We start from the raw sequence: 22722 nt of genomic DNA, 5'->3' as shown, positions 1-22722 counted from the left end.
TGATGGCAGCCTCCGCAACATTCCCCGCACGGTCCTCCGCCCGCGCCTTCAGCGTCACCGGTCCGTCAGGGTACGCCGTCGTGTTCCAGCTGATCTCGTACGGCGCAGAAGTAGCCTCCCCAATCTTCGTGGACCCGGCGAAGAACTCCACCTTCGCCACGCCCACGTTGTCCGTGGCCTCCACCCGCAAGGGCACAGTCCCAGACACCACCGCCCCGTCCGCCGGCTCAAGCCACGTCACCGTGGGCGGCGTCTTGTCCACCGTGATCGCTAAAGTGGTCTCGCCTTGGTTCCCCGCTCCATCCTTGGCAACGGCACGTAAACTCACAGATCCCGAAGCCAGAGAAGATGCATCAAGGCTGAACACGTACTCGCCAGAGGGGGTGGGAGTCATATCCCCCAAAAGCCGGGTTCCCGCATAAAGCTGGACTCCAAGCACTCCAGATAAGGCGTCGGTGGCCCTTACCCGCACCTCAACAGATCCCGACCCCAAAACAGACAAGCTAGGGCCAAGGAACTGAACGGTGGGAGGGTCCACATCCAACGTAAACTTCACCGGGACGCTGTCCTTTACTTGGGACCCGGAGTAGGCTTTTGCGGTTAATGTGTAACTACCCGAAGGCAACACACCTGGAAGATCACCCAGCCAAGAACCAGTTTGAGGAGATAGGGATACCTTGCCTGATTGAGGCCCTTGATATTCCACTTCAACCCGGTCTATGCGACCGCCTGTAGCCGTAGCCTTCACCACAAGTTGCCTAGAGTTGGTTAGCGCATCTGCGCGGGGCTTTTCAATGCCCACAGAAAGGGAAACCGACCCGGAAGCGGGGCCTTGGCCTGACCAATTTGCGCACCCCCCAAGAAGAGCCAAGAAGGCCACAACCCCCACCGCGAACGCCAGGCGCAACTTCATAGCAAAATCACCTCCTAAGAGGGTACTTGACTTGATATTCTTGCGTCCAGTCCTTAGGGGTCCCGTTATGCGTGGTCACGTACCAGGTCACCAAGTAGCGCCAGTTGAGGGGAGCGTCCTGGTTCAGGTGCTCGCGAGCCACCTTCCCGTCCAAGCTGAAGGTAAAGGGCTGGGACTGCTTGGAAAGGTAAACCACCTGGCCCCCTGCTTCCTCCCTGCCGGCGGGAACCTCTACCCCCACAAAGCCACTTCCCAGGGAAGAGCCCGCGAAAATTTCGTTCCCCGAATCGTCCACCACCCTGTACTCGTAACGCTCCAGGTAGCCCCCCGGAGCCCCAGGGACCACCTGCACGTAGGCGTTGTTGCCCACCACCGTGATCTTCCCCTGGTCGTCCACCTCGTAGCCCAGCTGGGCGGGCTCCAGAAGCACCCGGTAGGGCTGACGGAAGAACACATCGGAGCAGGCCGAAAGAAGCAGCATCACCAGAACGCCTGCTAGCAGCTTGAGCATTTTCATAATCTCACCCCATCATCTCCTCTCGCCACTTGGGATTCAGTATAGCAAAGCTGAGCCGGGCCAGGCCCGCTAAAAAGTCCACGTTCTCCACCGCCACCTCCTTGGGCACCTCCAGCACCGTGGGGGCGAAGTTGAGGATGCCCTTGATCCCGGCGGCCACCAGGCGGTCCGCCGCCTCCTGGGCCGCCTCCCGGGGCACGGTGAGGAGGGCGATCTCGATGCGGCCAGGCACCCTCTGGGGTAGAAAATCCAAAGGCTCGATCACCCCGCCCCGCACCGGGCGGCCAATCTTCTCCGGGTCTACGTCAAAGAAGCCCCGGAGCTCAAAGCTTTCCCCAAACCCGGGGTAGTCGGCCAAAGCGCTACCCAGGCGGCCCATGCCCACAATGCAAAGCCCCCAGCGGCGGTTCAGGCCCAGGATGTGGCGGAGCTCCCGCTTGAGCACGGGCACCGTGTACCCCACCCCCCGGGTGCCGTAGGAGCCGAAGTAGGAAAGATCCTTGCGCACTTGAAACGCCGTAACCTGAGCCTCCTCCGCCAGCTGCTCGGAACTGGTGCGGTGGATACCCTTGGCTTCCAGCTCCTCCAGGATGCGCAGGTAAGTCACCAAACGGCTGATGGCCGCGCTGGGAACCTTCATCGCACCTCCAGGGCCTCGAGGCCCAACGCCTCCAGTTTGGCCTTCAAGCTCTCCTTTTCCCCTTCCGCCACCGGGCCCACCCGCACCCGGTAGACCCCATCCTTCACCATGACCACCGGCAGACCCATATCCCTAAGCTTGGCAGCCAAGGCCAGGGCGTTTTCCTCCCTTTGGAAAGCCCCCACCTGGAGGTAAACGGTGCCCGAGGCAGACGGGGCCGCTCCTTGGCCGCGGTAGACCTGGGCCCCATAGGCGGCCAAGACCCCCGCCACCCGTTTCGCCTCGGCCTCAGAGGTATAAGGACCCACCACTACCCGGGTCAGGCTTCCCGCAGGCTCCAAGCGGGCGGGATACCCTTTCCCCACCAGCTCTTGACGCAGCTTGGCCGCGTTTTCCGGGTTGGCAAAAGCCCCCACCACCACCCGGAAAGCCCCCGTGGAGGAGGGGGTTTCAGGCTGGGCCGGAGGCTGGGGGGCAGGTGAAGCCACCTCCTTACGCTCCTTTTCCGTGGGCGCGGGAGGGGATTCCGCCGGGGCCTGGGGCAAGGGCATCACCGTGACCACGGGCTCCGGGGCCTTCGCCGGCTCCGGAGGGGGCGAGGATGGGGCAGGGGTAGGGACCGAGGGCGCCGTCCCAGCAGGGGGCCCCGCCTCAGCAGGAACGACCGCCGGGGGACGGGCGAAGGGGTTGACGCCCGTCAAGTAGAGAACGATCCCCGCCGCCACCAGGGCGATGAGGATAAAGATGAGCAGGTCCAGCCAGTTTTCCCGTAGCCAGCGCATCCTACCTCCGTAACAAGGACTTGGCCTCCAGGGAGCCCAGGGCCGCAGCCTGGGCCAAAGCCCGCTCCGCCTCCGCCTCCCGCCCCAAGCCCCTAAGGGCCAGGGCCAGGTTGTACCAGGCGGCGGCCTGTTTCGGGGCGCGCTCCAACACCTCCCTAAGGAGCAACTCTGCTTCCCCAAAGCGCCTTAGGCCCAAAAGGGCGGCGGCCAGGTTCACCCCCACCTGGGGGTCCCGCCCCGCTTCGTAAAGCGGGCGGAGAACCCCCTGGGCCTCATCGTACCGGCCCAGTTCCAGGAGGATGGCACCCCGCAGGGCCTGAGCCTGCGGGGTGCCCAGGCCCTCCAGAAGGGCCAGGGCCTCGTCCTTCTTGCCCAGGGCGTGGGCAGCCTGGGCCTTCAGGAAGCCGCCGGGCGGCCCGGCTTCCTCGGCGTAGCGGTAGGCGTTTTTGGGGTCGCCCAGCTGGGTGTAGGCTCCCGCCAGGGCCAGGGCCACCTGGGGGTCGGGGTTGGTGCGGTAGGCAGCAAGAAGGTAGCCCATTGCTCCCTTGGCATCCCCCGCGGCCAAGCGCGCCTGGCCCAGCAGGTAAGCGGCCTCCCACAGAGAGGGGTCAAGGGCGTAGGCCTCCTTGAGCAAGGCCTCGGGGCTGGCAGAGAGGAGCGCCTTGCGCAAAAGCAACCTGGCCCGGGCCTTACCCTGCACGCTTTTCAGGCCCCGGTCCAGCTCCCGAAGGGCCCGCTCCTTGAGCCCCTCCTCCGCCAGGATGCGGGCCAACAGCTCCCACCCTTCGGCGTTCTGGGGAGCCTGGTTCAAGAGGCCATAGAGCACGGGCACCGCCTCCGCCCGCGCCCCCGAGGCGTACAGGGCCTGGGCCAAGGCCAGGCGGTAAGCGGGGGTGCGCTCCGGCGTTAGGCCCTTTCTCAGGGCCTCCGCTGCTTCCTTGGCCTGGCCTGCTTGGGTGAGGGCGGTGGCCCAGCCCAGGTAAGCCTCCTCGGTGGGCCGCAACTCCACGGCCTTGGCGAAGGCCTCCGCAGCCTCCCTAGGCTTCCCCAAGCGCAGCTGCACCTGCCCCAGGTTGAAGTAGCCCTCGTAGCGGTCAGGGAAGACCCGGGTCATCTGGTCGAAGGCGAAACGGGCTTCCTCGAGGCGCCCCAGGCGGAAAAGGGCCACCCCCAGACCCAGGTGGGCCTCAAAGCGGCCGTAGTCCTGGGCCAGAACCTCCTCGTAGGCGATGACGGCCTGGGCGTACTCGCCGGCCTTAAGCAGGGCCTCGGCCCGCTCCAAGGAGGCCTGGGCCAGCGCCAGCCCCATGGCCACCAGGAGCGGGAGGGCTTTGCGAACGGATTTCGTCATAGGGGCCTCCAAAACCGCCGTTGCTTCCAGCATAGCACAGCTCCAGGGGAACCCCTTGCCGCAAGGCCTTTGCTATGCTGGGGGCGTGGGCCCTGCCACCCCAAAGGCCTGGGATCTGGACGCCCCCAGGGTCTTGGTGCTCAACGCCGCCTACGAGGTCCTGGGGCTGGCCAGCATCAAGCGAAGCGTCCTCCTGGTACTCTCGGGGAGTGCGGAGATGCTTTCCGAAAGCGGGCGCTATCTGCATACCCCTTCCACCCAGATCCCCGTCCCCAGCGTCATCCGCCTAAAGCGCTTGGTACGCCGGGGTCCTAGCCGCGTGCCCTTAAACCGCCGCAACGTCCTTAGGCGGGACCGCTACACCTGCCAGTACTGCGGCCGGCAAGGGGGGGACCTCACCGTGGACCATGTCCTCCCCAAAAGCCGCGGGGGCAAGAGCACCTGGGAGAATCTGGTGGCTGCCTGCCGCCCTTGCAACCTGAAGAAGGGGGACCGCACCCCCGAGGAAGCGGGGATGCGCCTATTGAAAGTCCCCCGGGCGCCCAGGGCGCCCCTTTTCCTTTCCGACCTGAAGGAGGTTCCGGAGGACTGGCAACCCTACCTCGAGGCCCTCTTGAGGTAAAGCGCCCCCACACCCGGGACCTCCGCCTGGCCGCGGAACAACGCCCCCGTGAGGAGGTCCCTCCAAGTACCCTGAGGCAGGGGCAGGAAGGTGGAAGCAGGCTGGTTGTTGAAGCCCAGCAGAAGCCTACCCTCTCCCTCCCCCCGGAAGAAGGCCATGAGCCCTCCCTCCGCCAGGTAGGTGGCGAAGCTTCCCCGCTGCAGGGCAGACTCCTCCGCCTTCAAGCGGTACAGGCCCCTCAAAAACGCCCGCATCTCCCCATCGCAGGCCTCCCAAGGGATGGGTCTCCGCTGCAGGTCCAAAGGGTCTTTCTCCCCCGAAAGGCCGCACTCCTCCCCCTGGAAGACCACCGGGCTCCCAGGCAGGGCGAAGAGCAGGGCCCAGGCCAGCCGGGCCTTGGCCTGGCTCCCGCCGAGGTCAGAGAGGAGGCGGGAGGTGTCGTGGGAACTGATCAGGTTGAAGCCCATGCGGCTGGCGGCCTCGGGGTAGAGGGCGTAGGTCTCCGCCAGGAGGCTCAGGGCCCTAGCTCCTCCGAAGAGGGCCGGGTGGAGGCCCTGGGCGTAGCGCAGGACCACGTCCCGCCCGATGGCGTAGTTCATCAGGCTGTCAAAGCTTCCCTCCCCCACCCAGTCCGGGGCCCTCCGCCAGATCTCCCCCACCAGGTAGGCCTCGGGGTTCAGCGCCCGCAGCCGGGCCTTGAGCTCGCCGAAGAAGGCCTTGGCCTGGAAGAGGTCCTCGGGCACGTCCACCCGCACCCCGTCAAAGCCGAAGCGCACCCAAGCTTCCGCCACCTCCAGGAGGTAGGCCCGCACCTCGGGGTTGGCGGTGTTCAGCTTGGGTAGGCTCCCCACCCCCCACCAAGCCTCGTAGGCGGAAGCGTCCCCCGGGGTAAAGGGGTAGCGCTTCACCAGGTACCAGTCCCAGTAGCGGGAGGCCCTTCCCTTCGCCACCACGTCCTGGAAGGCAAAAAAGCCCAGGCCCGTGTGGTTGGGCACGAAGTCAAAGAGCACCCGTAGGCCCAGGGCATGGGCCTGGTCCAGAAGCCGCCGCAAAAGGGCCTCATCCCCCAGCCTGGGGGCCACCTGCCGGTAATCGTGGGTGTCGTAGCCGTGGGCGCTCCCCGAACGGAAGATGGGGTTCAGGTAGAGGAAGCCCACCCCGAGGTCCCTCAGGTAGGGGAGCTTCTGCCGGAGGCCCTCGAGGTCCCCCCCGTAGTACTGGTGGCAGCAGTGGAGGGGGCTCGGGGGCTCGTCCCAGCGGGAAAGGTGGGGCGAGGGGCCGCCCCGCTCCCGCCAGAGCGGGTTGTAGCGGTACTCGTCGTCCAGAAGGGCCAGGGCATCGTTGGCGGGGTCGCCGTTAAAGAAGCGGTCGGGAAACACCTGGTAGCCGCCCCGCTCCCCCACCCAGGCCAGGGCCCGCATGGGGCTGGCGGGTGGGGCGAAGGGGCCCAGAGTCCTCTCCCCTTCCCGGGTGCGCACCCGGATGCGGTAAGGGGTCTTTTCCGGGAGAAGCCCCCGCCAGACCTCCTTGCCAGAGAAGGAGAGCTGCCGCGCCATGGGTACGACCTTCTCCCCCTGCTCCAGCCAGGCCTCCCGCACCTCCTCCGCGCCCGCCTGGAAGCGCACGGAATACCCCTCGGGCAGAAGGGAGAACTGGGCCGGGTCTTGCGGATCGTGGCTCTGGGCCAGGGCCAGCGCCAGGAGGAGGAATACGCCTTGGAAGCGCTTCATGCCCCGAGTCTACCGCCGCACGCTCAGGAGAACCGCCAGGAGCACCAAGAAGGCCCCCACATAGCCCAAGGGGGAGAGCACCTCGCGGAAGAGAAGGAAGGCGAAGAGGTTGGCCACCACAGGCTCGAGGGTGGCAATGACGCTCGCCTGGGTGGCGGGAAGGCGCCTAAGCCCCGCGTAGTAGGCCAGGTAAGCCCCGTAGGTGGAGAAGCTTCCCAGGAAGAGGAGGGCTAGGAAAGCCCCCGGGCGCAAAGGCACGAAGTCCATGAAGGGCAGGAGGCCCAAAGCCCCCACGGGCAGGGCGTAGAGAAAAAGGGTGGGGGTAGCGTAGCGGGGCAGGTAGAGCTTGCCGAAGATGTAGTAGAGGGCGTAGGTGAGGCCGGAAAGGAGGCCGAAGAGGAGGGCCAGGGGCCCGGCCCGCACCTCGCTTCCCCCACCCAGGCCCATCAGGGCCACCCCCAGGAGGGTAAGGGCCACCGCAAAAAGCCCCTGCCGGTCCAAGGGCTCCTTCAGCACCAAGAAGGCGAGCAGGGCTACCCAGGCGGGGGCGGTGTAGAGGAGTACCGAGGCCAGGGCCGCTCCCCCGTAGCCCACCGCCAGCTGGTAGCTGCCGTAAAAGAGGGAAACCCCTACCAAACCGAAAAGGAAGAGGGCAGGCAAATCCTTGCCCTCCACCCGCACCTGGCGCAAAAGAAGGGCGTGCAGGCCGAAAAAAGCCCAGGCGATGAGGGCACGGAAGAAGGCCACCAAGAGGGGCGGAACCCCCTCCTGAAAGGCCACCCGGCTCACGGGCCCGATGAGCCCCCAGAGGAAAGCCGCCAGGAGCAGGTACAGGTAACCCATGGGCAGAGAGTATAATCCCCCAAGGTGCCCTATGGAGGCCGACGTATGAGCGCACGTACCCTCTTTGCCCTTCTGGTGCTTCTCCTCCTGGCCCTCTTCGCCTGGCTCAACTGGGGGGAGATCACCAAGCCCACCCTTCTCTCCCTGGGCCTCACCCGGGTGGAAGCTCCCCTGGGCCTGGTGCTGGTGGTGGCCTTGGGCGTTGTCTCCCTCCTCTACCTGATCTTCACCATCGGCCTGGAAACCGCCGCCCTCTTGGAGGTGAAGCGCTACGCCCGGGAACTCCTGCAGTACAAGAAGCTGGCCGAGGACGCGGAGCAGAGCCGCTACACGGAGCTCAAGCGGTACTTGGAAGCGGAGTTCGCCCGGCTGGCGGAGGCGGAGAAGGAGGAGATCCGGGCCCTCGAGGCCCGCATCGCCGAAACCCTGGAAAAGCACGGCAACACCCTGGCCGCCTACATCGGCGAGCTAGAGGACCAGCTCCTCAGGCTCCTCACCCAACCGGGAAGAGAAAAAAGCTAGAGGAGGGCCTAGCCCTCCCCCTCAAAGCCCCCTCCAGGGCTACTCCACCAGCTCCACCAGGGCCAAAGGCGCCCCGTCCCCCCGGCGGCGCTCCGCCAGCTTCAGCACCCGGGTGTACCCCCCGGGGCGGTTTTGGTACTTGGGGGCGATCTCATCAAAGAGCTTGCGCACCAGCTTCACGTCCTGCAGGTCGCGGAGGACCAGGCGGCGGGCGTGCAGGTCGCCCCGCTTAGCCAGGTGGATGAGATGGTCCACGAACCCGGTGATCTCCTTGGCCTTGGGCAGGGTGGTGGTGATGCGCCCGTGGGCCAGGAGGCTTTTGGCCTGGTTGCGGTACAGGGCCAGGCGGTGGGAAGAGTGACGGTTCAGCTTTCTTCCAGACTTCAGGTGGCGCATGGTCTCACTCCTTTAGGGCGAAGCCCCGCTTGGCCAGGGCCTCGCGGATCTCCTCCAGGCTCCTCTCCCCGATGCCGGGAATGTTCTTGAGGTCCTTGAGGTTGAGGGCCAGAAGGGCGCGCACCGACTCGATGCCCTCCTCCTTGAGGCTGTGGAGCACCCGGGTGGAAAGCCCGAGCTCCTCCAGGGGCAGGTCCAGGTCCTCCTCCTTCTCCCCCCGCTCCGGGGCAGGCTCAGCCGAGGGAAGGGCCGTGGTTTGCGGGTTGGCGAAGTAGGAGAGGTGCTCCTTCAGGATCTCCACCGCCTGGTTCAGGGCCTCGAGGGGCGTCACCGAACCATCGGTCCAGACCCGCAGGGTCAGCTTATCCAGGTCGGTGCGCTGGCCCAAACGGGTGTCCTCCACCTGGAAGGCCACCCGGCGCACGGGGGAGAAGATGGCGTCCACGGGGATGGAGTTGATGCGGTCCTTGATGCCGTGGCGCTCGGCGGGCACATAGCCCACGCCCCGGTCCACCCGCACCTCCATGTAGAGCTTCCCTCCTTCCTCCAAGGTGGCGATGACGAGGTCAGGGTTCAGGATCTCCACATCGGCGGAAGGGGTGAAGTCCGCCGCCCGCACCACCTTGGGGCCCTCCGCCCGGAGGACCAAGGTGGCGGTCTGCATCTTGGGATCCAGGAAGCGCACCACCAGCTCCTTGAGGTTCAGCACCACCTCCACCACGTCCTCCTTGACCCCAGGGATGGTGGAGAACTCGTGGAGCACGTCCTCAATGTAGACGCTGGTGACCGCGGTTCCGGGAATGGAGGAGAGGAGGATCCGCCTCAAGGGGTTGCCCAAGGTAACGCCGAACCCCCGCTCCAGGGGCTCCAGGACGAACTCCCCGTACTCTCGCCCCTGGGTGCGCACCGTGAAGACCGGGGCTTTCAGCTTGCTCTCTAACATAGACCTCCTTGCAGGCGACACGGGCCCAACGGGGCCCGAAGGGTTACCTGGAGTAGAACTCAATCACCAGCTGCTCGTTCACGGGCAGGGCCAGGTCTTCCCGGTCGGGGAGGCGCAGGAACTTGCCCTTCATGCCCTCCACGTCCAGGAAAAGCCAGGGGCCCACCTTGCGGCCCTTCATGGCCTCGAGGTTCTCCCGGATGAAGCCCAGGTTCTTGCTCCCCTCGGCGATGGCGATCTCATCCCCCGGCTTCACCCGGTAGGCGGGCAGGTCCACCCGGCGGCCGTTCACGGTGATGTGGCCGTGGCGCACCATCTGCCGGGCCTGGCGGCGGCTGCTGGCGAAGCCCAGGCGGTAGACCACGTTGTCCAGGCGGGACTCCAAAAGACCCAGGAACACCGTGCCCGTGACCCCCTTCTTGCGGCTGGCCTCCTCGAAGAGGTTCCGGAACTGGGTTTCGGAGAGGCCGTAGATGCGGCGAAGCTTCTGCTTCTCCCTAAGGCGCACCGCGTAGTCGGAAGGACGGCGGGCCCGGCGCTGGCCGTGCTGGCCAGGGGGGTAAGGACGGCGCTCCATGGCGCACTTGGGGCTGTAGCACCGCTCCCCCTTCAGGTAGAGCTTGACTCCTTCCCGGCGGCAAAGACGGCAGACTGGACCAATGTAACGACCCATCTTCTCTTACTCCTTACGAGGCTTTACGGAACTTCTTCTTGGGCCGGCAGCCGTTGTGGGGCACGGGGGTGTCGTCCACGATGGAGCGCACCTGAAGACCGGAGGCCTGGAGGGCGCGGATGGCTTGCTCCCGGCCCGCCCCGGTGCCCCGGACCACCACGTCCACGCTCTGCATGCCGTAGGACATGGCCTTCTTAGCGGCGTCCATGGCCGCAAGCTGAGCGGCATAGGGCGTGCCCTTGCGGCTTCCCTTGTAGCCGATGACCCCGCCCGAGGACCAGGTGATGGGGTTGCCGTCCGGGTCGGTGATGGTGACGATGGTGTTGTTGTAGGAGGCGTGGATGTACGCCTTCCCGCTGGCCACCTGTCGCTTGACTTTTTTCTTCGTGGTTTTTCTGGCCATACTCTCCCTCTTGGAGTATCTGCTGGCCCTTCGGAAACGTCAGGGCTACTTCCTTGGAGCCTTTTTCTTCCCCGCCACGGTCTTGCGGGGCCCCTTACGGGTGCGGGCGTTGGTGCGGGTGCGCTGGCCCCGCACGGGCAAGCCGCGGCGGTGCCGCAGGCCCCGGTAGCAGCCGATGTCCATGAGACGCTTGATGTTGGCGGCCACCTCGGCCCGAAGCTCGCCTTCCAGCTTCCAGGTGTTCTCCACGTACTCGCGGAGCCGCACCACCTCCGCCTCGGTGAGGTCCTTCACCCGGGTCGCGGGGTTGATCCCCGTCTTCTCCAAGGCCTCCTTGGCCCGGGCTGGCCCTACCCCGTAGATGTAGGTGAGGGCCACGTCCACCCGCTTGTTCCTGGGAATCTCCACACCTGCAATCCTCGCCACGTTGCCTCCTTTAGCCCTGACGCTGCTTGTGCTTGGGGTTCTCGCAGATCACAAACACCCGGCCGTGCCGGCGCACCACCTTGCACTTCTCGCACATCTTCTTAACCGAAGCCCGTACCTTCATCTTGCCTCCTACTTCCTATACACGATGCGGCCCCGCGTGGGGTCGTAGGGGGTTATCTCCACCACCACCCGGTCCCCGGGAAGGATACGGATATAGTGCATGCGCATCTTTCCCGAGATGTAGGCCAGGATCTCCGGCCCCGAGTCCAGCTTCACCCGAAACGTGGTGTTGGGCAAAGCCTCGGTGACCACGCCTTCCGCCCGAATGGTGTCCTTCTCCTTCGCCATACCCCTCCTACCGCGCCCGCACCAGGGAAACCCCGGTGAGAAGCTCCGGGCCCTCCTCCGTCACCAGGACGGTGTTTTCGTAGTGGGCGGCGAGGTTGCCTTTTCCGGCGCTCGCCGTCCAGCCATCTTCCAATATTACCACAGAAGCCGGGCGTAAGGTAACCATGGGTTCCAGGGCCAGGGTCATGCCCGGGCGGATCTTGGGCCCCGTGCCCGGCTTGCCGAAGTTGGGGAGCTGGGGGTCCTCGTGAATCTCCCGGCCCACCCCGTGCCCCACGAACTCCCGCACCACCCCGTAGCCCCGGCTTTCCAGAAACGTCTGCACCGCGTGGGCCACGTCGCCGATGCGGTAGCCCGGGCGAAGGTACCTCATCCCCTCCCAGAAGGCGGCCTCGGTGTCCTGAATGAGCCTTTCCGCCTCCGGGGAAACCCTGCCCACGGGGAAAGTGCGGGCCATGTCCGCGGCGAAGCCCCCGTAGATGAGGCCCACGTCCACGGAGAGGATATCCCCCTCTTTCAGGGGCTCCTCGGAAGGAATGCCGTGGACCACCACCTCGTTCACCGAGGTGCAGAGGGTGGCGGGAAAGCCATAAAGCCCGAGGAAGGCCGGCTTGGCCTTGCGGCGNACCTCCTCCACCACCTCGGTGAGGAGGGCTCCCGCCTCCCGCATGCGCTCAATCTCCCAGGGGCTTTTCAGCTTGATGGCCATCAGATTCCCAAGGCAGCCCGGATGCGGGCGTAGACCTCGTCGGGTGTGCCCAGACCTGCCACCCGCTTCAGGGCGCCCGTTTTCTCATAATACTGCACCAAGGGCTCCGTTTTCTCCCGGTAGACCACAAGCCGACGCCGGATGGTTTCCTCGTTGTCGTCGGAACGGCCCTCCAGCTCGGCCCGCCGCAACATCCTCCGCAGAAGCTCTTCCTCGGGCACCTCCACCAGCACCACGCCGAGAAGCCGAGTGCCGGTTTCTTCCAGAAGGCGGTCTAGGGCCTCCGCCTGGGGCAAGGTGCGGGGGAAGCCGTCGAAGATCACCCGCTCGGCGAGCTCCTCCCGGATGAGGGCCAGGATCAGCTCGTCCGGCACCAGGTCGCCCCGGTCCATGATGGGCTTCACCTGCTGGCCCAAAGGCGTGCCCCGGGCCACGTGATCCCGCAGGATGTCCCCGGTGGAAAGCTTCTTGAAGCCCAGCTCCGCCGCCAGCCGTGCCGCCTGGGTGCCCTTCCCCGCCCCCGGCGGCCCCAAGAAAATCACCGCTTCGCCCATCTCGCCTCCTAGCGCGTGCGGCCGCGGATGCGGCCCTTGGACAGGAACCCTTCGTAGTTCCGCAGCATCAGCTGGCTCTCAATCTGCCTGAGGGTGTCCAGGGCCACCCCCACCACGATCAAGAGGCCGATCCCGGAGAAGGCGATGCTCTTCACGCCGGTGAGGTTCTGGATGATCTGGGGCAAGGCGGCCACCAGGCCAAGGAAGAGGGCCCCCCACAAGGTGAGGCGGGAGACGATGTGCTCCAGGAACTTCACCGTGGGCTCCCCAGGGCGGATGCCGGGGATGAAGCCCCCGTACTCCCGGAGGCTTTCCGCGATGCGCTTGGGGTCAAACTGGACGGCGGTATAGACGTAGGTAAAGAGGACGATGAGGGCCACCTCAATGAGGAGGCCGGAGAGGCGGGTGGGGTTGAAGAAGTTGGCAATGGCCTGGAGGACCTGGTTGTCCTGGAAGGGGGCGGTGAGGAAGATGGGGATCTGGAGGATGGCGGCGGCGAAGACGATGGGGATCACCCCAGCGGCGTTCAGCTTGATGGGGATGTAGGTGGCCTGGCCCCCGTAGACCCTGCGGCCCACCACCTTGCGGGCGTACTGCACGGGGATACGGCGCTCCGCCTGCTGCACCGCGGCCATCCCGGCGAAGGCCAGAACGATAAAGGCCAGGAAGAAGAGGAAGGCCACCAGGTTCACCTCTCCCGTGCGGATGAGCCCTGCGGTGCGCAAAAGCTGGGGAAGCCAGTCCACCACGATCCCCGCGAAGATGATCATGCTGGTGCCGTTGCCGATGCCGTACTCGGTGATGCGCTCCGCCATCCAAAGGAGAAGGGCAATGCCCGCTACCTGGGTGACCACCACCACCAGCCAGAAGAAGGGCCCGGGGGCCCAACCGGGAAGGAGGAAGCGCCCCCCGTCTGCCCCCAGGAACGCCGTGGCCAAGAAGAAGCCCTGGAAGGCCCCCAGAGCGATGCCGCCAATGCGGGTGTACTGGTTGATGATGCGGCGCCCCTCCTCTCCCTCCTTGGACAGCTTCTCCAGGGTAGGGATGACGTTTACCAAGAGCTGCATGATGATGGCGGCAGTGATGTAGGGCATGATGCCCAGGGCAAAGATGGAAAAGCGCTCGAAGTTGCCGCCAGAGAAGAGGTTAATGATCCCGAAGACCCCACCCTGGGTGGTGCGCAAAAACTCCTGGATCTTGTCCAGGTCCACCCCGGGGGTGGGGATGAAGGCCCCCAGGCGGTAGGCGGCCAGCACCAGCAGGGTAAAGAGGATGCGCTGACGCAGCTCAGGGATGGCTAGGGCGCTCCGGAAGGCCTTCAGCATCTTAGGCCTCCAAAAGAACCGCTTCGCCGCCTGCAGCCTTCAGCTTCTCCAGGGCGCTCTTGGAAAAGGCGTGGGCCAGCACCTTGAGGGCCTTGGCCTCCCCTTCGCCCAGCACCTTGAGCCGGTAGCCCTTCTTCAGAATGCCCGCCTGGACCAGCACCTCGGGGGTCACCTCCCCCTCGAAGCGGGCCAGGTCCTTCAGGTTAACCCCCTGGTACTTGGGCCGCCGGATCTCCCCGGGCACCTGGCCCTGCATCCCGCGCTTGGGCAGGCGCATGAGGGTGGTGGAACGCCCACCCTCAAAACGGCGGGGGTCTTTGAGCCCGCCGGAGCGGGATTTCTGCCCCTTGTGGCCGCGGGTGGCGGTCTTGCCGTGGCCGGAGCCCGGGCCCCGCCCTACCCGCTTGCGCTTCTTGTTGGCCCCGGGGTTGGGCTTGAGATCGGTGAGCTTCATTCTAACACCTCCACCTGGAGAAGGTGGGCCACCTTGCGCACATTGCCCCGAACAGCGGGGGTGTCCGGAAGCACCTTCTCCTTTTGCAGCTTGGTCAGCCCCAAGGCCTTGAGGGCCGCCTTCTGGTCCTTGGGGTAGCCGATGGGGCTCTTTACCAGCTTCACCTTGAGCTTGGCCATCACTCCTCCCCACCCTTCCTCAGGCGCCGGACATCCTCCTTGGTCTGTAGCTGACGCAAGGCCTCCATGGTGGCGTAGGCGATGTTGATGGGGTTACGGCTGCCCAGCTCCTTGGTGAGGATGTCGGTAACGCCGGCGAGCTCCAAAATGGCCCGGGGCACCGCCCCCGCGATCACCCCGGTGCCGGGGGCCGCGGGCTTAAGGAGGATCTTGGAAGCCCCGAACTCCACCTCAATCTCGTGGGGGATGGTGCCGTTCATGAGGGGCACCTCCACCATATTGCGGCGGGCGTAGTACCCTGCCTTCTGCACCGCCAGGGGAACCTCTTTGGCCTTGCCCAGGCCCAGGCCCACCCGGCCCTGCCGGTCGCCCACCACCACCAGGGCGCCGAAGCGGAAGCGGCGGCCGCCCTGGTAGGTTTTGGCGGTGCGCCGCACCAGGATCATCTTCTCCTCAAAATCGGTCTCGGGCATGCTCCCTCCTCAGGTTCTCGCGGCCTTAAAACTCCAGGCCCCCTTCCCGGGCGCCTTCCGCCAGGGCCTTCACCCGGCCGTGGTACTTATAGGGCCCGCGGTCAAAGGCCACCTGCTTGATGCCCTTGGCCAGGGCCTTCTCGGCCAGAGCCTTCCCCACCTGCCGGGCCACCTCGGTCTTGTTGCCCTTAAGCTTGAGGGCGAGGCTGGACTCCGCCACCAGGGTTTCGCCCTTCTCGTCGTCGATGATCTGGGCGTAGATGTGGTTGAGGCTACGGAAAACAGAGAGGCGAAGCCTTCCCGCGCGCTTGACGCGGTTGCGCACCCGGAACTTGCGGCGCTCGTATGCGGTAAGCCGTGCCATGGTTCCCCCTACTTCTTGGCCCCGGCCTTGCCGGGCTTGAGGCGGACGGGTTCGCCCGCGTAGTAGATGCCCTTCTCGTGGTAGGCGCTGGGCTTCTTGATGGCCCTGAGGTTGGCCGCCACCTGGCCCACCTTTTGCTTGTCGATGCCCAGAACGCGGATCTTGGTGGGCTCGGGCACCTCAAAGGTGACGCCTTCCGGGGGCTCCACCACCACCGGGTGGCTGTAGCCCACGGTGAGCTCCACCGCCCTCCCCGAGAGCTTGGCGCGGTAACCGATGCCCTTGATGAGGAGCTCCTTCACGTAACCCTCAGACACCCCCTTGACGGCGTTGGCGATGAGGGTGCGGGTGAGCCCGTGCAGGCTCCGGTGGCGGCGCTCATCCGACGGGCGCTCCACCCGGACCACGCCCCCCTCCACCAGCACCCGCATCTCAGGGGCAACCGGTACGCTGAGCTCGCCCTTGGGGCCCTTCACCTTGACCAGCCCCGGGGTCACCTCCACGCTGACCCCCTTGGGCAAAGGAATGGGAAGCCTTCCAATCCTAGACATCACCACACCTCGCAGATGAGTTCCCCGCCCACGCCCAAACGCCGGGCTTCCCGGTCGGTGAGGACGCCCTTGGGGGTGGACAGGATGGCGATCCCTAGCCCCCGGCGTACTCGGGGAATGTCCTTTACCCCCACGTACACCCGCCGCCCGGGACGGCTGATGCGGCGGATGTGCTTGATGACCTGCTCGGGCCGAGGATCGGGTCCCTGACGCCGGGGCCCGTACTTGAGGTGGATGCGGAGCACCGGCTTGCCGTCCACCTCCACCCGCTCGTACCCCTTGATAAAGCCCTCCCGCGCCAGGATCTTGAGGATCTCCTCCTTGAAGCGGGAGGCAGGCACCTCGGTGCTCTCCTTGTAGACCCGGGTGGCGTTCCGGATCCGGGTCAGCATGTCGGCAATGGGGTCCGTCAGCATTTCCTCTCTCCTTTTACCTCACTCCTGGACCATGCGGTCTCGAGGGAACCCCCCCGACCGGCCACGGCCTACCAGCTGGCCTTCCTCACCCCGGGAAGCTGCCCCTTGTGGGCAAGCTCCCGGAGGCAAAGGCGGCAAAGCCCGAAGTAGCGGTAGACGCTCCTGGCCCTCCCGCAACGCACGCAACGGGTGTAGGCCCGCACCTTGAACTTGGGGGTACGCTTGGCCTTCTCGATCAGCGCTTTTCTCGCCATGCTCGCCTCACTTCCGGAAGGGGAAGCCCAAGAGTTCTAGAAGGGCCTTGGCCTCCTCGTCGGTCTTGGCGGTGGTGACCACCGCGATGTCCATGCCCCGGAGGGCATCCACCATGTCGTAGGTGATCTCGGGGAAGATGAGTTGCTCCTTGAGGCCCAGGTTGTAGTTGCCGCGGCCGTCAAAGCTCCCCGGGTTCACGCCCCGGAAGTCGCGGATGCGGGGCAGGGCCACGTTAAGGAGTTTCTCCAGGAAAATCCACATGCGGTCGCCCCTGAGGGTCACCCGCAGGCCGATGGGCATTCCCTTGCGCAGCTTGAAGTTGGAGATGGACTTCTTGGCCCGGGTAACCGCGGGTTTCTGCCCGGTGATGAGGGCGAGCTCCTTGGAGGCCTTCTCCAGGATGCGGGCGTCTTCCTTAGCTTCGCCGAGACCCTGGTTCACCACCACCTTCTCCAGCCGCGGCACCTCCCAGACGTTTTGGTACCCGAAGCGGCGGATGAGCTCAGGGCGAACCTCCTCGTAGTACTTCTTCTTGAGCGCAACCTCTAGCGGCATGTCATCCCTCCACGTCCAAAGCCCCGCCGCATTTGGCGCAGACCCGGATCTTGCGGCCATCCTCCAAGAGCTTCTTGCGCACCCGGGTGGGCTTCCCGCAAGCCGGGCAGATGGGCCGCACCTTGGAGGCGTGCAGGGGGGCCTCCTGCTCCACAAAGCCGCCCTGGGGGTGCTGGGGGCTTACCCGCACCGCCTTCTTCACGATGTTCACCCCCTCCACGATGACCGCCCCCTTCTTGGGGAGCACGGCCTTCACCTTGCCCACCTGGCCCTTGTACTTGCCGGAGGCCACCAAAACGGTGTCCCCTTTCTTCACATGCACCTTGAGCTGCATCACAGCACCTCCGGAGCCAGGGAAACGATCTTCATGAAGCCCTTCTCGCGGAGTTCCCGAGCCACCGGGCCGAAAACGCGGGTACCCCGGGGCTCCAGCTGGTTGTTGATGATGACGGCGGCGTTGTCGTCAAAGCGGATGGCAGAGCCATCGGGGCGCTTGACCTCCTTTTTGGTCCGCACCACCACCGCCTTGACCACGTCCCCCTCCTTCACCGCCCCGCGGGGGATGGCCTCCTTGACGCTGGCCACGATCACGTCCCCCACGGTGGCGTACTTGGCGTTGGAGCCCTTGAGCACGCGGATGCACATGATCTTACGGGCCCCGGTGTTGTCGGCCACCTCTAGGTAGGTCTGGGGCTGGATCATGCCTTACCTCCCCGCTTGGAAAGGCTCTCGTAGTTTTGGCGCCGGACCAGGTACTTCTCCACCAGGTCCAGCCTTCCACCTTCCACCAGGCGCAGCACCCGCCAGCGCTTGCGCTTGGAGATGGGGCGAGCCTCCACAATCTCCACCACGTCCCCCACCTTGTACTGCCCGTCGGGATCGTGGGCCAGGTACTTCTTGGAGCGTTTGATCACTTTGCCATAGAGGGGGTGGGGGAACTGGCGCTCCACCAGGACCGTGACGGTCTTCTGCATCTTGTCGCTCACCACCACCCCGGTCAGCACCTTCTTAGGCATGGGACCTCCTCTTCTCCCCCAAGATGGTGAGAAGGCGGGCGATCAGACGGCGGGTTTCCCGGACCCTGTGGTTCTGGGAAAGCTGGCCGATGGAGGCCTGGAAGCGGAGCTCCATGAGCTCTTGCTTCTTCTCCCGCACCAGCTTTTCGATCTCCGCTGGGGAGAGCTTGCGGATCTCACTGGGCTTCATCGTAGGCATCCCTCCTCACGATCTTGGTCCGGATGGGCAGCTTGTGGCCGGCGATGCGCAGGGCCTCGAGAGCCTGTTCCTCCGTTACTCCCGCCACCTCAAACATCACCCGGCCCGGCTTCACCACGGCCACGTACCCCTCCACGTTGCCCTTACCCTTACCCATCCGCACCTCCAGGGGCTTCTTGGTGTAGGGCTTGTCGGGGAAGATGCGGATAAAGATCTTGCCTCCGCGGCGGAAGTGGCGCACCATGGCCACACGGGCGGCCTCGATCTGCTGGGAGGTGATCCAGGCGGGTTCCATGGCCACCAGGCCAAAGTCCCCGAAGGCCACGTAGTCCCCCCCCTTGGCCGCTCCCCTCATCCGGCCCCGGTGCTGCTTCCGGTACTTCATGCGCCTGGGCATCAGCATGGCCTTACTCCTCCTTCTTCACCCGCACGGCAGGACGGCGGCGGCGAGGCTTCTCCTCGGGCCTGGCGGCTTCGGGGCGCGCCTTGGCCTTTTGACCGCCGATCACCTCGCCCAGGAAGACGTACGCCTTCACCCCCAGCACCCCGTAAGTGGTGCGGGCCAAGGCAAAGCCGTAGTCTATGTTAGCACGGAGCGTGTGCAAAGGCACCCGGCCCTCCGCCGCCCACTCGGTGCGGGCCTGCTCCGCCCCTCCGATGCGCCCGGAGACGATCACCTTGGCCCCCTTGGCCCCGGACTCCATCACCCGCTGCACCGCCTGCTTGATGGCCCGGCGCACGGCAAAGCGGCGCTCGATCTGCTCGGCCACCCGCTGGGCCACCAGGGGCGCGGAAAGGTTGGGGTTGTGGATTTCCTGGACGTTCAGGGCCACGTTCTTCCCGGTGAGCTTGGAAAGGGTGTCCCTGAGAACCTTGATCTTCTCCCCGCCGCGGCCGATGACCACCCCGGGCTTGGCCACGTGCACCGTGACGGCCACGTTGTCCGCGGCCCGCTCGATGTCGATGCGGGCCAGACCCGCGGGGTAGAGCTCCTTGGTGAGGGTTTCGCGGATCTTCTCGTCCTCCTGCAGGAGGTGGCGGTACTGCTTTTTGCCCGCGTACCAGCGGGACTCCCAGTCCCGGGTGATGCCGAGCCTGAACCCAATGGGGTGGATCTTATTTCCCATGCTTCTCCCCCAAGATGACCGTAATGTGGCTGGTCTTCTTCTTGATGATGTCCGCCCGGCCCCGGGCCCGGGGGAGCACCCTTTTCAGGGCAGGCCCCTCGTCCACAAAGGCCGCCTTCACGAAGAGCCGGTCCTCCAGCAGGTCGTGGTTGTTCACCGCGTTGGCCGCAGCGGACTCCAACACCTTGGCCACGTGGTAGGCCCCCCGCTTATGGGTGTAGCGCAGGATGGCGCGGGCCTCCTCGAGGCTCTTCCCCCGGATCAGGTCCACCACCAGCCGGACCTTCCTGGGGGCGATGCGCACGTATCGGGCAATGGCTTTCGCTTCCATGGCTACTTCTTCTTGGTGGCCTTAGCCTCTTTGCCGTGCCCCCGGTAGGTGCGGGTGGGCGCGAACTCGCCCAGCTTGTGCCCCACCATGTTCTCGGTGATGTACACGGGGACGTGCTGCTTGCCGTTGTGGACCGCGATGGTGTGGCCCACCATCTCGGGAACGATGGTGGAGCGGCGGCTCCAGGTCTTGATGAGCCGCTTCTCCCCCTTGGCGTTCAGCTCCAGCACCTTCTCCAGGAGGTGGTCGTCTACGAATACGCCCTTCTTCAAGCTACGCGGCATGGCTCACCTCACTTCTTGCGCCGGGCGATGATGAAGCGGCTGGAGGGCTTGCGCCGCTTCCTGGTCTTCAGGCCCTTGGTCTGCCAGCCCCAAGGGGAAGCCGGGGGACGGCCCCGGGGCGCCCGGCCCTCGCCACCGCCGTGGGGGTGGTCCACCGGGTTCATGGCGGCGCCGCGCACGTGGGGCTTGCGGCCCAGCCAGCGGGTGCGGCCCGCCTTGCCCAAAACCACGTTCTTGTGGTCGGCGTTGCCCACGGCACCGATGGTGGCGTAGGACTCCCCGTGCACTTTCCTGAGCTCCCCCGAGGGCAGGCGCAGGATCACGTAGTCCCCTTCCCGGCCTTGGATCTGGGTGCTGGTGCCGGCGGAGCGGGCCAGCTTGGCCCCCTTCTTGGGCTCCAGCTCCACCGCGTGCACCACGGTACCCACGGGGATGAAGCGCAAGGGGAGGGCGTTCCCCACGGCAATGGGAGCATCGGGCCCTGCCATCACCTCCTGCCCCACCTGCAGGCCCTCGGGAGCGAGGATGTAGCGCTTCTCCCCGTCCTTGTAATGGAGAAGGGCGATGCGGGCAGAGCGGTTGGGGTCGTACTCGATGGCCGCCACCTTGGCCGGGATGCCCGCTTTGTCCCAGCGCTTGAAGTCGATGATGCGGTAAAGCCGCTTATGGCCACCGCCCCGGAAGCGCACGGTGATGCGGCCCTGGTTGTTGCGCCCCCCGGTCTTCTTGAGGGGCTTTACCAAGGACCTCTCCGGCTCGGTCTTGGTGATCTCGGAGAAGTCCGCCACCGTCATGAAGCGGCGGCTTGGGGTGTAGGGTTTGAACTTCTTAACTGCCATCCTCTATGCCTCCCTTGCCGGATCAGGGCCGGGCCCCCCTCCCGGCGAGGTTTAGATGAGGCCCTCCAGGGCCTCGATCTTTTGCCCGGGGGCCACCTGCACGATGGCCTTCTTGCGGTCGGGGCGCTTGCCCAGGTAGCGGCCCAGGCGCTTCTTCTTCCCCCGCACGCTCATGGTGTTGACCCCCACCACCTTGACCTTAAAGGCCGCCTCCACCGCGTTCTTGATCTCGGTCTTGGTGGCCTTGGGGTGGACCCAGAAGGTGTACTTGCCCTCGGCGAAGCCCGCGTAGGCCTTCTCGGAGAGCACCGGGGCCAGGATCACGTCAAAGGCGGTCTTCACGCCTCACCTCCCAAGCGGGCCTGGAAGGCCTCCCAGGCCTTCAGGTCCATGATCAGGCGCTCCGTGCGCAGGATGTCGTAGACGTTGAGCCCCTCCGGCGCCAGGGTCACCACCCAAGGGAGGTTCCGGGCCGCCCGGCGCACCGCTTCGTTTTCCGCCACCAGAAGCACGCTCTCGGAGCCGTCCAGCCCCGCCGCCTTGGCCCAGGCCAGGAACTCCTTGGTCTTGCCGTTAACCCCGGCGAAGTCCTCCACCAAAAGGAGCTTCCCCTCCCGGGCCCGGTCGGCCACGGCCATGGCCAGGCCCGCCTTGCGCACCTTCTTGGGAAGGGTGTAGCTGTAGTCCCGTGGCTTGGGGCCGAAGACGGTCCCGCCCCCTACAAAGATGGGCGCCCCAATGTCCCCGTGGCGGGCCCGGCCCGTGTGCTTCTGGGGATAGATCTTGCGGCTGGAGAAGGCCACCTCGCCCCGGGTCTTGGTGCTGGCGGTGCCCCGGCGGCGGGAGGCCAGCTGCCAGCGGACCACCTCCCAGAGGAGGTGGGGGTTGACCTCCTGGGGGAGGTCGGCGGCAAGCTCGCGCTTACCGGAAGAGGAGAGTACAGGAATCTGGTACACCACGTCCTCCTTTGCTACTGCGCCACCTTCTTGGTCTCGCGCACCACCAAGAGGCCGCCGCTTGGCCCCGGCACCGCCCCCTTGACCAGGAGCAGGTTCTCCTCCGGGATCACGTCCACCACCTCGAGGTTCATCACCGTGACCCGCTCCGCCCCGTAGCGGCCGGCCATGCGCTTGCCCTTGTACACCCGGCCCGGGGTCTTGCGGTTGCCGATGGAGCCAGGGTGGCGGTGGATCTTGTGGGCGCCGTGGGAGTCAGGGCCACCCGCGAAGTTCCAGCGCTTCATCACCCCAGCGGTGCCCCTCCCCTTGGAGGTGCCGGTAACGTCCACCCGCTCCCCGGGCTTAAAGATCTCCACCGTCACCACGTCCCCCTCGGGGTTGAAGCCGCGGATTTCCTTGAGGATGCGCACCGCCCCCACCCCGGCCTTGGCGAAGTGCCCCTTCATGGGGCGGTTCACCCGCTTGGGGTTCTGGGGCAGAAAGCCCAGCTGCACCGCGGTGTACCCGTCCTTCTCCGGGGTGCGCCGCTGGACCACGGGGCAGGGCCCGGCCAGGATCACGGTGACGGGGATGGCCCGGTCCTCCCTGTAGATCCGGGTCATGCCCACCTTCGTGCCCAGGATGCCCTTCACTTGCCACCTCCCACGGTCTTGATCTCGATCTCCACCCCGGTGGGTAGGTCCAGGGACATGAGGCTCTCGATGGTCTTGCGGTTGGGGTTCAGGATGTCCACCAGGCGGTTGTGGGTGCGCAGCTCAAAGTGCTCCCGGGAGTCCTTGTGCTTGAAAGGACCCCGGATCACGGTGAAGCGCCGCACCCGGGTGGGCAAGGGTACGGGGCCCGACACCTGCGCCCCGGAACGCCGTGCGGCCTCCACGATCTTCTGGGCCGAGGCGTCCAGGGTTTTGTGGTCAAAGCCCCGAAGCTTGATGCGGATCTTGGGCATGCTTCACCTCACTCCAGGATCTTGGTGACCACGCCGGCGCCCACGGTCCGCCCACCCTCCCGGATGGCAAACCG

41 protein-coding genes are annotated in these 22722 nt (G+C 65.9%); 2 read left to right on the top strand and 39 right to left on the bottom strand.

Features of this window, described 5'->3' with window-relative positions:
- From L1088_RS11330 to L1088_RS11310, 5 genes are all read right to left on the bottom strand, one after another.
- Positions 1–913, bottom strand: a 913-nt coding sequence (locus L1088_RS11330) for an Ig-like domain-containing protein (protein ID WP_234555164.1), incomplete at its 3' end; no start/stop codon positions are given.
- Positions 914–920: 7 nt separating this feature from the next.
- Entirely contained in the window at positions 921–1430 is a 510-nt protein-coding gene (locus L1088_RS11325) for a hypothetical protein (protein WP_234555163.1), read from the bottom strand.
- 4 nt (positions 1431–1434) lie between these two features.
- On the bottom strand, positions 1435–2070 hold the full coding sequence (locus tag L1088_RS11320) for a redox-sensing transcriptional repressor Rex (protein WP_234555162.1): 636 nt from the start codon (positions 2068–2070) through the stop codon (positions 1435–1437).
- Positions 2067–2852, bottom strand: a complete 786-nt coding sequence (locus L1088_RS11315) for an SPOR domain-containing protein (RefSeq protein ID WP_234555161.1) — start codon at positions 2850–2852, stop codon at positions 2067–2069. Before L1088_RS11315 ends, L1088_RS11320 begins: the two co-directional genes overlap by 4 nt.
- A 1-nt stretch (position 2853) precedes the next feature.
- Entirely contained in the window at positions 2854–4203 is a 1350-nt protein-coding gene (locus L1088_RS11310) for a tetratricopeptide repeat protein (protein WP_234555160.1), read from the bottom strand.
- 85 nt (positions 4204–4288) lie between these two features.
- On the opposite strand from L1088_RS11310, the gene L1088_RS11305 reads away from it, so the two are divergent.
- Entirely contained in the window at positions 4289–4825 is a 537-nt protein-coding gene (locus tag L1088_RS11305) for an HNH endonuclease (RefSeq protein ID WP_234555159.1), read from the top strand.
- On the opposite strand, the gene L1088_RS11300 is transcribed toward L1088_RS11305, so the two are convergent.
- Positions 4801–6555, bottom strand: a complete 1755-nt coding sequence (locus L1088_RS11300) for a glycoside hydrolase family 13 protein (RefSeq protein ID WP_234555158.1) — start codon at positions 6553–6555, stop codon at positions 4801–4803. The genes L1088_RS11305 and L1088_RS11300 overlap by 25 nt on opposite strands.
- Positions 6556–6564: 9 nt before the next feature.
- Positions 6565–7398 (bottom strand): DMT family transporter, encoded by an 834-nt coding sequence (locus L1088_RS11295; protein ID WP_234555157.1) that lies wholly within the window; start codon positions 7396–7398, stop codon positions 6565–6567.
- Positions 7399–7443: 45 nt separating this feature from the next.
- Here L1088_RS11295 and L1088_RS11290 point away from each other — a divergent pair, with 45 nt between their 5' ends.
- Entirely contained in the window at positions 7444–7920 is a 477-nt protein-coding gene (locus tag L1088_RS11290) for a DNA cytosine methyltransferase (RefSeq protein ID WP_234555155.1), read from the top strand.
- Between the two features lie 39 nt (positions 7921–7959).
- Here L1088_RS11290 and rplQ read toward each other — a convergent pair whose 3' ends face one another.
- From rplQ to L1088_RS11130, 32 genes are all read right to left on the bottom strand, one after another.
- Positions 7960–8316, bottom strand: a complete 357-nt coding sequence (rplQ, locus tag L1088_RS11285; RefSeq protein WP_038048012.1) for a 50S ribosomal protein L17 — start codon at positions 8314–8316, stop codon at positions 7960–7962.
- Positions 8317–8320: 4 nt separating this feature from the next.
- Positions 8321–9259 (bottom strand): DNA-directed RNA polymerase subunit alpha, encoded by a 939-nt coding sequence (locus L1088_RS11280; protein WP_234555154.1) that lies wholly within the window; start codon positions 9257–9259, stop codon positions 8321–8323.
- A gap of 43 nt (positions 9260–9302) precedes the next feature.
- Complete coding sequence (rpsD, locus tag L1088_RS11275; RefSeq protein WP_234555153.1) at positions 9303–9932, bottom strand: 30S ribosomal protein S4; 630 nt, start codon at positions 9930–9932, stop codon at positions 9303–9305.
- A 13-nt stretch (positions 9933–9945) separates the two neighbouring features.
- Entirely contained in the window at positions 9946–10335 is a 390-nt protein-coding gene (rpsK, locus tag L1088_RS11270) for a 30S ribosomal protein S11 (protein WP_038048018.1), read from the bottom strand.
- Positions 10336–10380: 45 nt separating this feature from the next.
- On the bottom strand, positions 10381–10761 hold the full coding sequence (gene rpsM / locus L1088_RS11265) for a 30S ribosomal protein S13 (RefSeq protein ID WP_015718087.1): 381 nt from the start codon (positions 10759–10761) through the stop codon (positions 10381–10383).
- A 10-nt stretch (positions 10762–10771) separates the two neighbouring features.
- Complete coding sequence (gene rpmJ / locus L1088_RS11260; protein WP_038048020.1) at positions 10772–10885, bottom strand: 50S ribosomal protein L36; 114 nt, start codon at positions 10883–10885, stop codon at positions 10772–10774.
- Positions 10886–10893: 8 nt separating this feature from the next.
- Positions 10894–11112: a translation initiation factor IF-1 gene (infA, locus tag L1088_RS11255; protein ID WP_003043942.1), complete on the bottom strand. Its 219-nt coding sequence runs from the start codon at positions 11110–11112 to the stop codon at positions 10894–10896.
- Between the two features lie 7 nt (positions 11113–11119).
- Positions 11120–11821 carry a type I methionyl aminopeptidase gene (gene map / locus L1088_RS11250; RefSeq protein ID WP_234555152.1) on the bottom strand — a complete coding sequence of 234 codons (702 nt, stop codon included), beginning with the start codon at positions 11819–11821 and terminating at the stop codon, positions 11120–11122.
- Positions 11821–12375 (bottom strand): adenylate kinase, encoded by a 555-nt coding sequence (locus L1088_RS11245; protein ID WP_234555151.1) that lies wholly within the window; start codon positions 12373–12375, stop codon positions 11821–11823. The genes map and L1088_RS11245 overlap by 1 nt, the downstream gene beginning before the upstream one ends.
- 8 nt (positions 12376–12383) lie before the next feature.
- Entirely contained in the window at positions 12384–13700 is a 1317-nt protein-coding gene (gene secY / locus L1088_RS11240) for a preprotein translocase subunit SecY (RefSeq protein WP_234555150.1), read from the bottom strand.
- A gap of 1 nt (position 13701) precedes the next feature.
- The gene (gene rplO, locus L1088_RS11235) at positions 13702–14154 is read right to left on the bottom strand and encodes a 50S ribosomal protein L15 (RefSeq protein WP_234555149.1); all 453 of its coding nucleotides are present in this window, start codon (positions 14152–14154) and stop codon (positions 13702–13704) included.
- On the bottom strand, positions 14151–14333 hold the full coding sequence (gene rpmD, locus L1088_RS11230; protein ID WP_038048029.1) for a 50S ribosomal protein L30: 183 nt from the start codon (positions 14331–14333) through the stop codon (positions 14151–14153). The genes rplO and rpmD overlap by 4 nt, the downstream gene beginning before the upstream one ends.
- Positions 14333–14806, bottom strand: coding sequence for a 30S ribosomal protein S5 (gene rpsE, locus L1088_RS11225; protein WP_234555148.1), 474 nt, complete (start codon positions 14804–14806; stop codon positions 14333–14335). Before rpsE ends, rpmD begins: the two co-directional genes overlap by 1 nt.
- Before the next feature lie 25 nt (positions 14807–14831).
- Positions 14832–15170, bottom strand: a complete 339-nt coding sequence (rplR, locus tag L1088_RS11220; RefSeq protein ID WP_038048033.1) for a 50S ribosomal protein L18 — start codon at positions 15168–15170, stop codon at positions 14832–14834.
- Between the two features lie 8 nt (positions 15171–15178).
- The gene (rplF, locus tag L1088_RS11215; protein WP_234555146.1) at positions 15179–15721 is read right to left on the bottom strand and encodes a 50S ribosomal protein L6; all 543 of its coding nucleotides are present in this window, start codon (positions 15719–15721) and stop codon (positions 15179–15181) included.
- The gene (gene rpsH, locus L1088_RS11210; protein ID WP_038048039.1) at positions 15721–16137 is read right to left on the bottom strand and encodes a 30S ribosomal protein S8; all 417 of its coding nucleotides are present in this window, start codon (positions 16135–16137) and stop codon (positions 15721–15723) included. The genes rplF and rpsH overlap by 1 nt, the downstream gene beginning before the upstream one ends.
- A 68-nt stretch (positions 16138–16205) precedes the next feature.
- Entirely contained in the window at positions 16206–16391 is a 186-nt protein-coding gene (locus tag L1088_RS11205; protein ID WP_038048041.1) for a type Z 30S ribosomal protein S14, read from the bottom strand.
- 7 nt (positions 16392–16398) lie between these two features.
- Positions 16399–16947 carry a 50S ribosomal protein L5 gene (gene rplE / locus L1088_RS11200; RefSeq protein WP_038048043.1) on the bottom strand — a complete coding sequence of 183 codons (549 nt, stop codon included), beginning with the start codon at positions 16945–16947 and terminating at the stop codon, positions 16399–16401.
- Position 16948: 1 nt separating this feature from the next.
- Positions 16949–17281, bottom strand: coding sequence for a 50S ribosomal protein L24 (rplX, locus tag L1088_RS11195; RefSeq protein WP_038048045.1), 333 nt, complete (start codon positions 17279–17281; stop codon positions 16949–16951).
- A complete protein-coding gene (rplN, locus tag L1088_RS11190; RefSeq protein ID WP_003043914.1) occupies positions 17281–17649 on the bottom strand; it encodes a 50S ribosomal protein L14 in 369 nt (122 codons plus the stop codon). Before rplN ends, rplX begins: the two co-directional genes overlap by 1 nt.
- Positions 17646–17963 carry a 30S ribosomal protein S17 gene (gene rpsQ, locus L1088_RS11185; RefSeq protein WP_038048047.1) on the bottom strand — a complete coding sequence of 106 codons (318 nt, stop codon included), beginning with the start codon at positions 17961–17963 and terminating at the stop codon, positions 17646–17648. Before rpsQ ends, rplN begins: the two co-directional genes overlap by 4 nt.
- Positions 17956–18153 (bottom strand): 50S ribosomal protein L29, encoded by a 198-nt coding sequence (gene rpmC / locus L1088_RS11180; protein WP_038048049.1) that lies wholly within the window; start codon positions 18151–18153, stop codon positions 17956–17958. The genes rpsQ and rpmC overlap by 8 nt, the downstream gene beginning before the upstream one ends.
- Positions 18140–18565, bottom strand: coding sequence for a 50S ribosomal protein L16 (rplP, locus tag L1088_RS11175; protein WP_234555144.1), 426 nt, complete (start codon positions 18563–18565; stop codon positions 18140–18142). The genes rpmC and rplP overlap by 14 nt, the downstream gene beginning before the upstream one ends.
- A gap of 4 nt (positions 18566–18569) precedes the next feature.
- A complete protein-coding gene (rpsC, locus tag L1088_RS11170) occupies positions 18570–19289 on the bottom strand; it encodes a 30S ribosomal protein S3 (RefSeq protein ID WP_234555142.1) in 720 nt (239 codons plus the stop codon).
- Positions 19279–19620 (bottom strand): 50S ribosomal protein L22, encoded by a 342-nt coding sequence (rplV, locus tag L1088_RS11165; RefSeq protein ID WP_038048056.1) that lies wholly within the window; start codon positions 19618–19620, stop codon positions 19279–19281. The genes rpsC and rplV overlap by 11 nt, the downstream gene beginning before the upstream one ends.
- Positions 19621–19622: 2 nt before the next feature.
- Entirely contained in the window at positions 19623–19904 is a 282-nt protein-coding gene (rpsS, locus tag L1088_RS11160; RefSeq protein WP_038048058.1) for a 30S ribosomal protein S19, read from the bottom strand.
- A gap of 8 nt (positions 19905–19912) precedes the next feature.
- Positions 19913–20743 carry a 50S ribosomal protein L2 gene (gene rplB / locus L1088_RS11155; protein WP_234555140.1) on the bottom strand — a complete coding sequence of 277 codons (831 nt, stop codon included), beginning with the start codon at positions 20741–20743 and terminating at the stop codon, positions 19913–19915.
- 51 nt (positions 20744–20794) lie between these two features.
- Positions 20795–21085 (bottom strand): 50S ribosomal protein L23, encoded by a 291-nt coding sequence (locus L1088_RS11150; RefSeq protein ID WP_234555139.1) that lies wholly within the window; start codon positions 21083–21085, stop codon positions 20795–20797.
- Complete coding sequence (rplD, locus tag L1088_RS11145) at positions 21082–21699, bottom strand: 50S ribosomal protein L4 (protein ID WP_234555138.1); 618 nt, start codon at positions 21697–21699, stop codon at positions 21082–21084. Before rplD ends, L1088_RS11150 begins: the two co-directional genes overlap by 4 nt.
- Before the next feature lie 14 nt (positions 21700–21713).
- Positions 21714–22334 (bottom strand): 50S ribosomal protein L3, encoded by a 621-nt coding sequence (gene rplC / locus L1088_RS11140; protein ID WP_234555137.1) that lies wholly within the window; start codon positions 22332–22334, stop codon positions 21714–21716.
- Positions 22331–22648 carry a 30S ribosomal protein S10 gene (rpsJ, locus tag L1088_RS11135; RefSeq protein ID WP_014514873.1) on the bottom strand — a complete coding sequence of 106 codons (318 nt, stop codon included), beginning with the start codon at positions 22646–22648 and terminating at the stop codon, positions 22331–22333. The genes rplC and rpsJ overlap by 4 nt, the downstream gene beginning before the upstream one ends.
- An 8-nt stretch (positions 22649–22656) precedes the next feature.
- A partial coding sequence (locus L1088_RS11130) for an EF-Tu C-terminal domain-related protein (protein WP_164835696.1) occupies positions 22657–22722 on the bottom strand: 66 nt, incomplete at its 5' end.

The organism is Thermus caliditerrae (assembly GCF_021462525.1).
In the GTDB taxonomy this organism is placed as follows: Bacteria; Deinococcota; Deinococci; order Deinococcales; family Thermaceae; genus Thermus; species Thermus caliditerrae.
Note: the sequence above shows the minus strand (reverse complement) of the source record. Positions and strands in the feature narration are given on the sequence as shown.

What these genes read in the sequence shown, in the direction of transcription:
- L1088_RS11325 (WP_234555163.1), bottom strand. Translation starts at nt 1,430, where the DNA reads ATGAAAATGCTCAAGCTGCTAGCAGGCGTTCTGGTGATGCTGCTTCTT.
- L1088_RS11320 (WP_234555162.1), bottom strand. Translation starts at nt 2,070, where the DNA reads ATGAAGGTTCCCAGCGCGGCCATCAGCCGTTTGGTGACTTACCTGCGC.
- L1088_RS11315 (WP_234555161.1), bottom strand. Translation starts at nt 2,852, where the DNA reads ATGCGCTGGCTACGGGAAAACTGGCTGGACCTGCTCATCTTTATCCTC.
- L1088_RS11310 (WP_234555160.1), bottom strand. Translation starts at nt 4,203, where the DNA reads ATGACGAAATCCGTTCGCAAAGCCCTCCCGCTCCTGGTGGCCATGGGG.
- L1088_RS11300 (WP_234555158.1), bottom strand. Translation starts at nt 6,555, where the DNA reads ATGAAGCGCTTCCAAGGCGTATTCCTCCTCCTGGCGCTGGCCCTGGCC.
- L1088_RS11295 (WP_234555157.1), bottom strand. Translation starts at nt 7,398, where the DNA reads ATGGGTTACCTGTACCTGCTCCTGGCGGCTTTCCTCTGGGGGCTCATC.
- L1088_RS11290 (WP_234555155.1), top strand. Translation starts at nt 7,444, where the DNA reads ATGAGCGCACGTACCCTCTTTGCCCTTCTGGTGCTTCTCCTCCTGGCC.
- rplQ (WP_038048012.1), bottom strand. Translation starts at nt 8,316, where the DNA reads ATGCGCCACCTGAAGTCTGGAAGAAAGCTGAACCGTCACTCTTCCCAC.
- L1088_RS11280 (WP_234555154.1), bottom strand. Translation starts at nt 9,259, where the DNA reads ATGTTAGAGAGCAAGCTGAAAGCCCCGGTCTTCACGGTGCGCACCCAG.
- rpsD (WP_234555153.1), bottom strand. Translation starts at nt 9,932, where the DNA reads ATGGGTCGTTACATTGGTCCAGTCTGCCGTCTTTGCCGCCGGGAAGGA.
- rpsK (WP_038048018.1), bottom strand. Translation starts at nt 10,335, where the DNA reads ATGGCCAGAAAAACCACGAAGAAAAAAGTCAAGCGACAGGTGGCCAGC.
- rpmJ (WP_038048020.1), bottom strand. Translation starts at nt 10,885, where the DNA reads ATGAAGGTACGGGCTTCGGTTAAGAAGATGTGCGAGAAGTGCAAGGTG.
- infA (WP_003043942.1), bottom strand. Translation starts at nt 11,112, where the DNA reads ATGGCGAAGGAGAAGGACACCATTCGGGCGGAAGGCGTGGTCACCGAG.
- L1088_RS11245 (WP_234555151.1), bottom strand. Translation starts at nt 12,375, where the DNA reads ATGGGCGAAGCGGTGATTTTCTTGGGGCCGCCGGGGGCGGGGAAGGGC.
- secY (WP_234555150.1), bottom strand. Translation starts at nt 13,700, where the DNA reads ATGCTGAAGGCCTTCCGGAGCGCCCTAGCCATCCCTGAGCTGCGTCAG.
- rplO (WP_234555149.1), bottom strand. Translation starts at nt 14,154, where the DNA reads ATGAAGCTCACCGATCTCAAGCCCAACCCCGGGGCCAACAAGAAGCGC.
- rpmD (WP_038048029.1), bottom strand. Translation starts at nt 14,333, where the DNA reads ATGGCCAAGCTCAAGGTGAAGCTGGTAAAGAGCCCCATCGGCTACCCC.
- rpsE (WP_234555148.1), bottom strand. Translation starts at nt 14,806, where the DNA reads ATGCCCGAGACCGATTTTGAGGAGAAGATGATCCTGGTGCGGCGCACC.
- rplR (WP_038048033.1), bottom strand. Translation starts at nt 15,170, where the DNA reads ATGGCACGGCTTACCGCATACGAGCGCCGCAAGTTCCGGGTGCGCAAC.
- rplF (WP_234555146.1), bottom strand. Translation starts at nt 15,721, where the DNA reads ATGTCTAGGATTGGAAGGCTTCCCATTCCTTTGCCCAAGGGGGTCAGC.
- rpsH (WP_038048039.1), bottom strand. Translation starts at nt 16,137, where the DNA reads ATGCTGACGGACCCCATTGCCGACATGCTGACCCGGATCCGGAACGCC.
- L1088_RS11205 (WP_038048041.1), bottom strand. Translation starts at nt 16,391, where the DNA reads ATGGCGAGAAAAGCGCTGATCGAGAAGGCCAAGCGTACCCCCAAGTTC.
- rplE (WP_038048043.1), bottom strand. Translation starts at nt 16,947, where the DNA reads ATGCCGCTAGAGGTTGCGCTCAAGAAGAAGTACTACGAGGAGGTTCGC.
- rplX (WP_038048045.1), bottom strand. Translation starts at nt 17,281, where the DNA reads ATGCAGCTCAAGGTGCATGTGAAGAAAGGGGACACCGTTTTGGTGGCC.
- rplN (WP_003043914.1), bottom strand. Translation starts at nt 17,649, where the DNA reads ATGATCCAGCCCCAGACCTACCTAGAGGTGGCCGACAACACCGGGGCC.
- rpsQ (WP_038048047.1), bottom strand. Translation starts at nt 17,963, where the DNA reads ATGCCTAAGAAGGTGCTGACCGGGGTGGTGGTGAGCGACAAGATGCAG.
- rpmC (WP_038048049.1), bottom strand. Translation starts at nt 18,153, where the DNA reads ATGAAGCCCAGTGAGATCCGCAAGCTCTCCCCAGCGGAGATCGAAAAG.
- rplP (WP_234555144.1), bottom strand. Translation starts at nt 18,565, where the DNA reads ATGCTGATGCCCAGGCGCATGAAGTACCGGAAGCAGCACCGGGGCCGG.
- rpsC (WP_234555142.1), bottom strand. Translation starts at nt 19,289, where the DNA reads ATGGGAAATAAGATCCACCCCATTGGGTTCAGGCTCGGCATCACCCGG.
- rplV (WP_038048056.1), bottom strand. Translation starts at nt 19,620, where the DNA reads ATGGAAGCGAAAGCCATTGCCCGATACGTGCGCATCGCCCCCAGGAAG.
- rpsS (WP_038048058.1), bottom strand. Translation starts at nt 19,904, where the DNA reads ATGCCGCGTAGCTTGAAGAAGGGCGTATTCGTAGACGACCACCTCCTG.
- rplB (WP_234555140.1), bottom strand. Translation starts at nt 20,743, where the DNA reads ATGGCAGTTAAGAAGTTCAAACCCTACACCCCAAGCCGCCGCTTCATG.
- rpsJ (WP_014514873.1), bottom strand. Translation starts at nt 22,648, where the DNA reads ATGCCCAAGATCCGCATCAAGCTTCGGGGCTTTGACCACAAAACCCTG.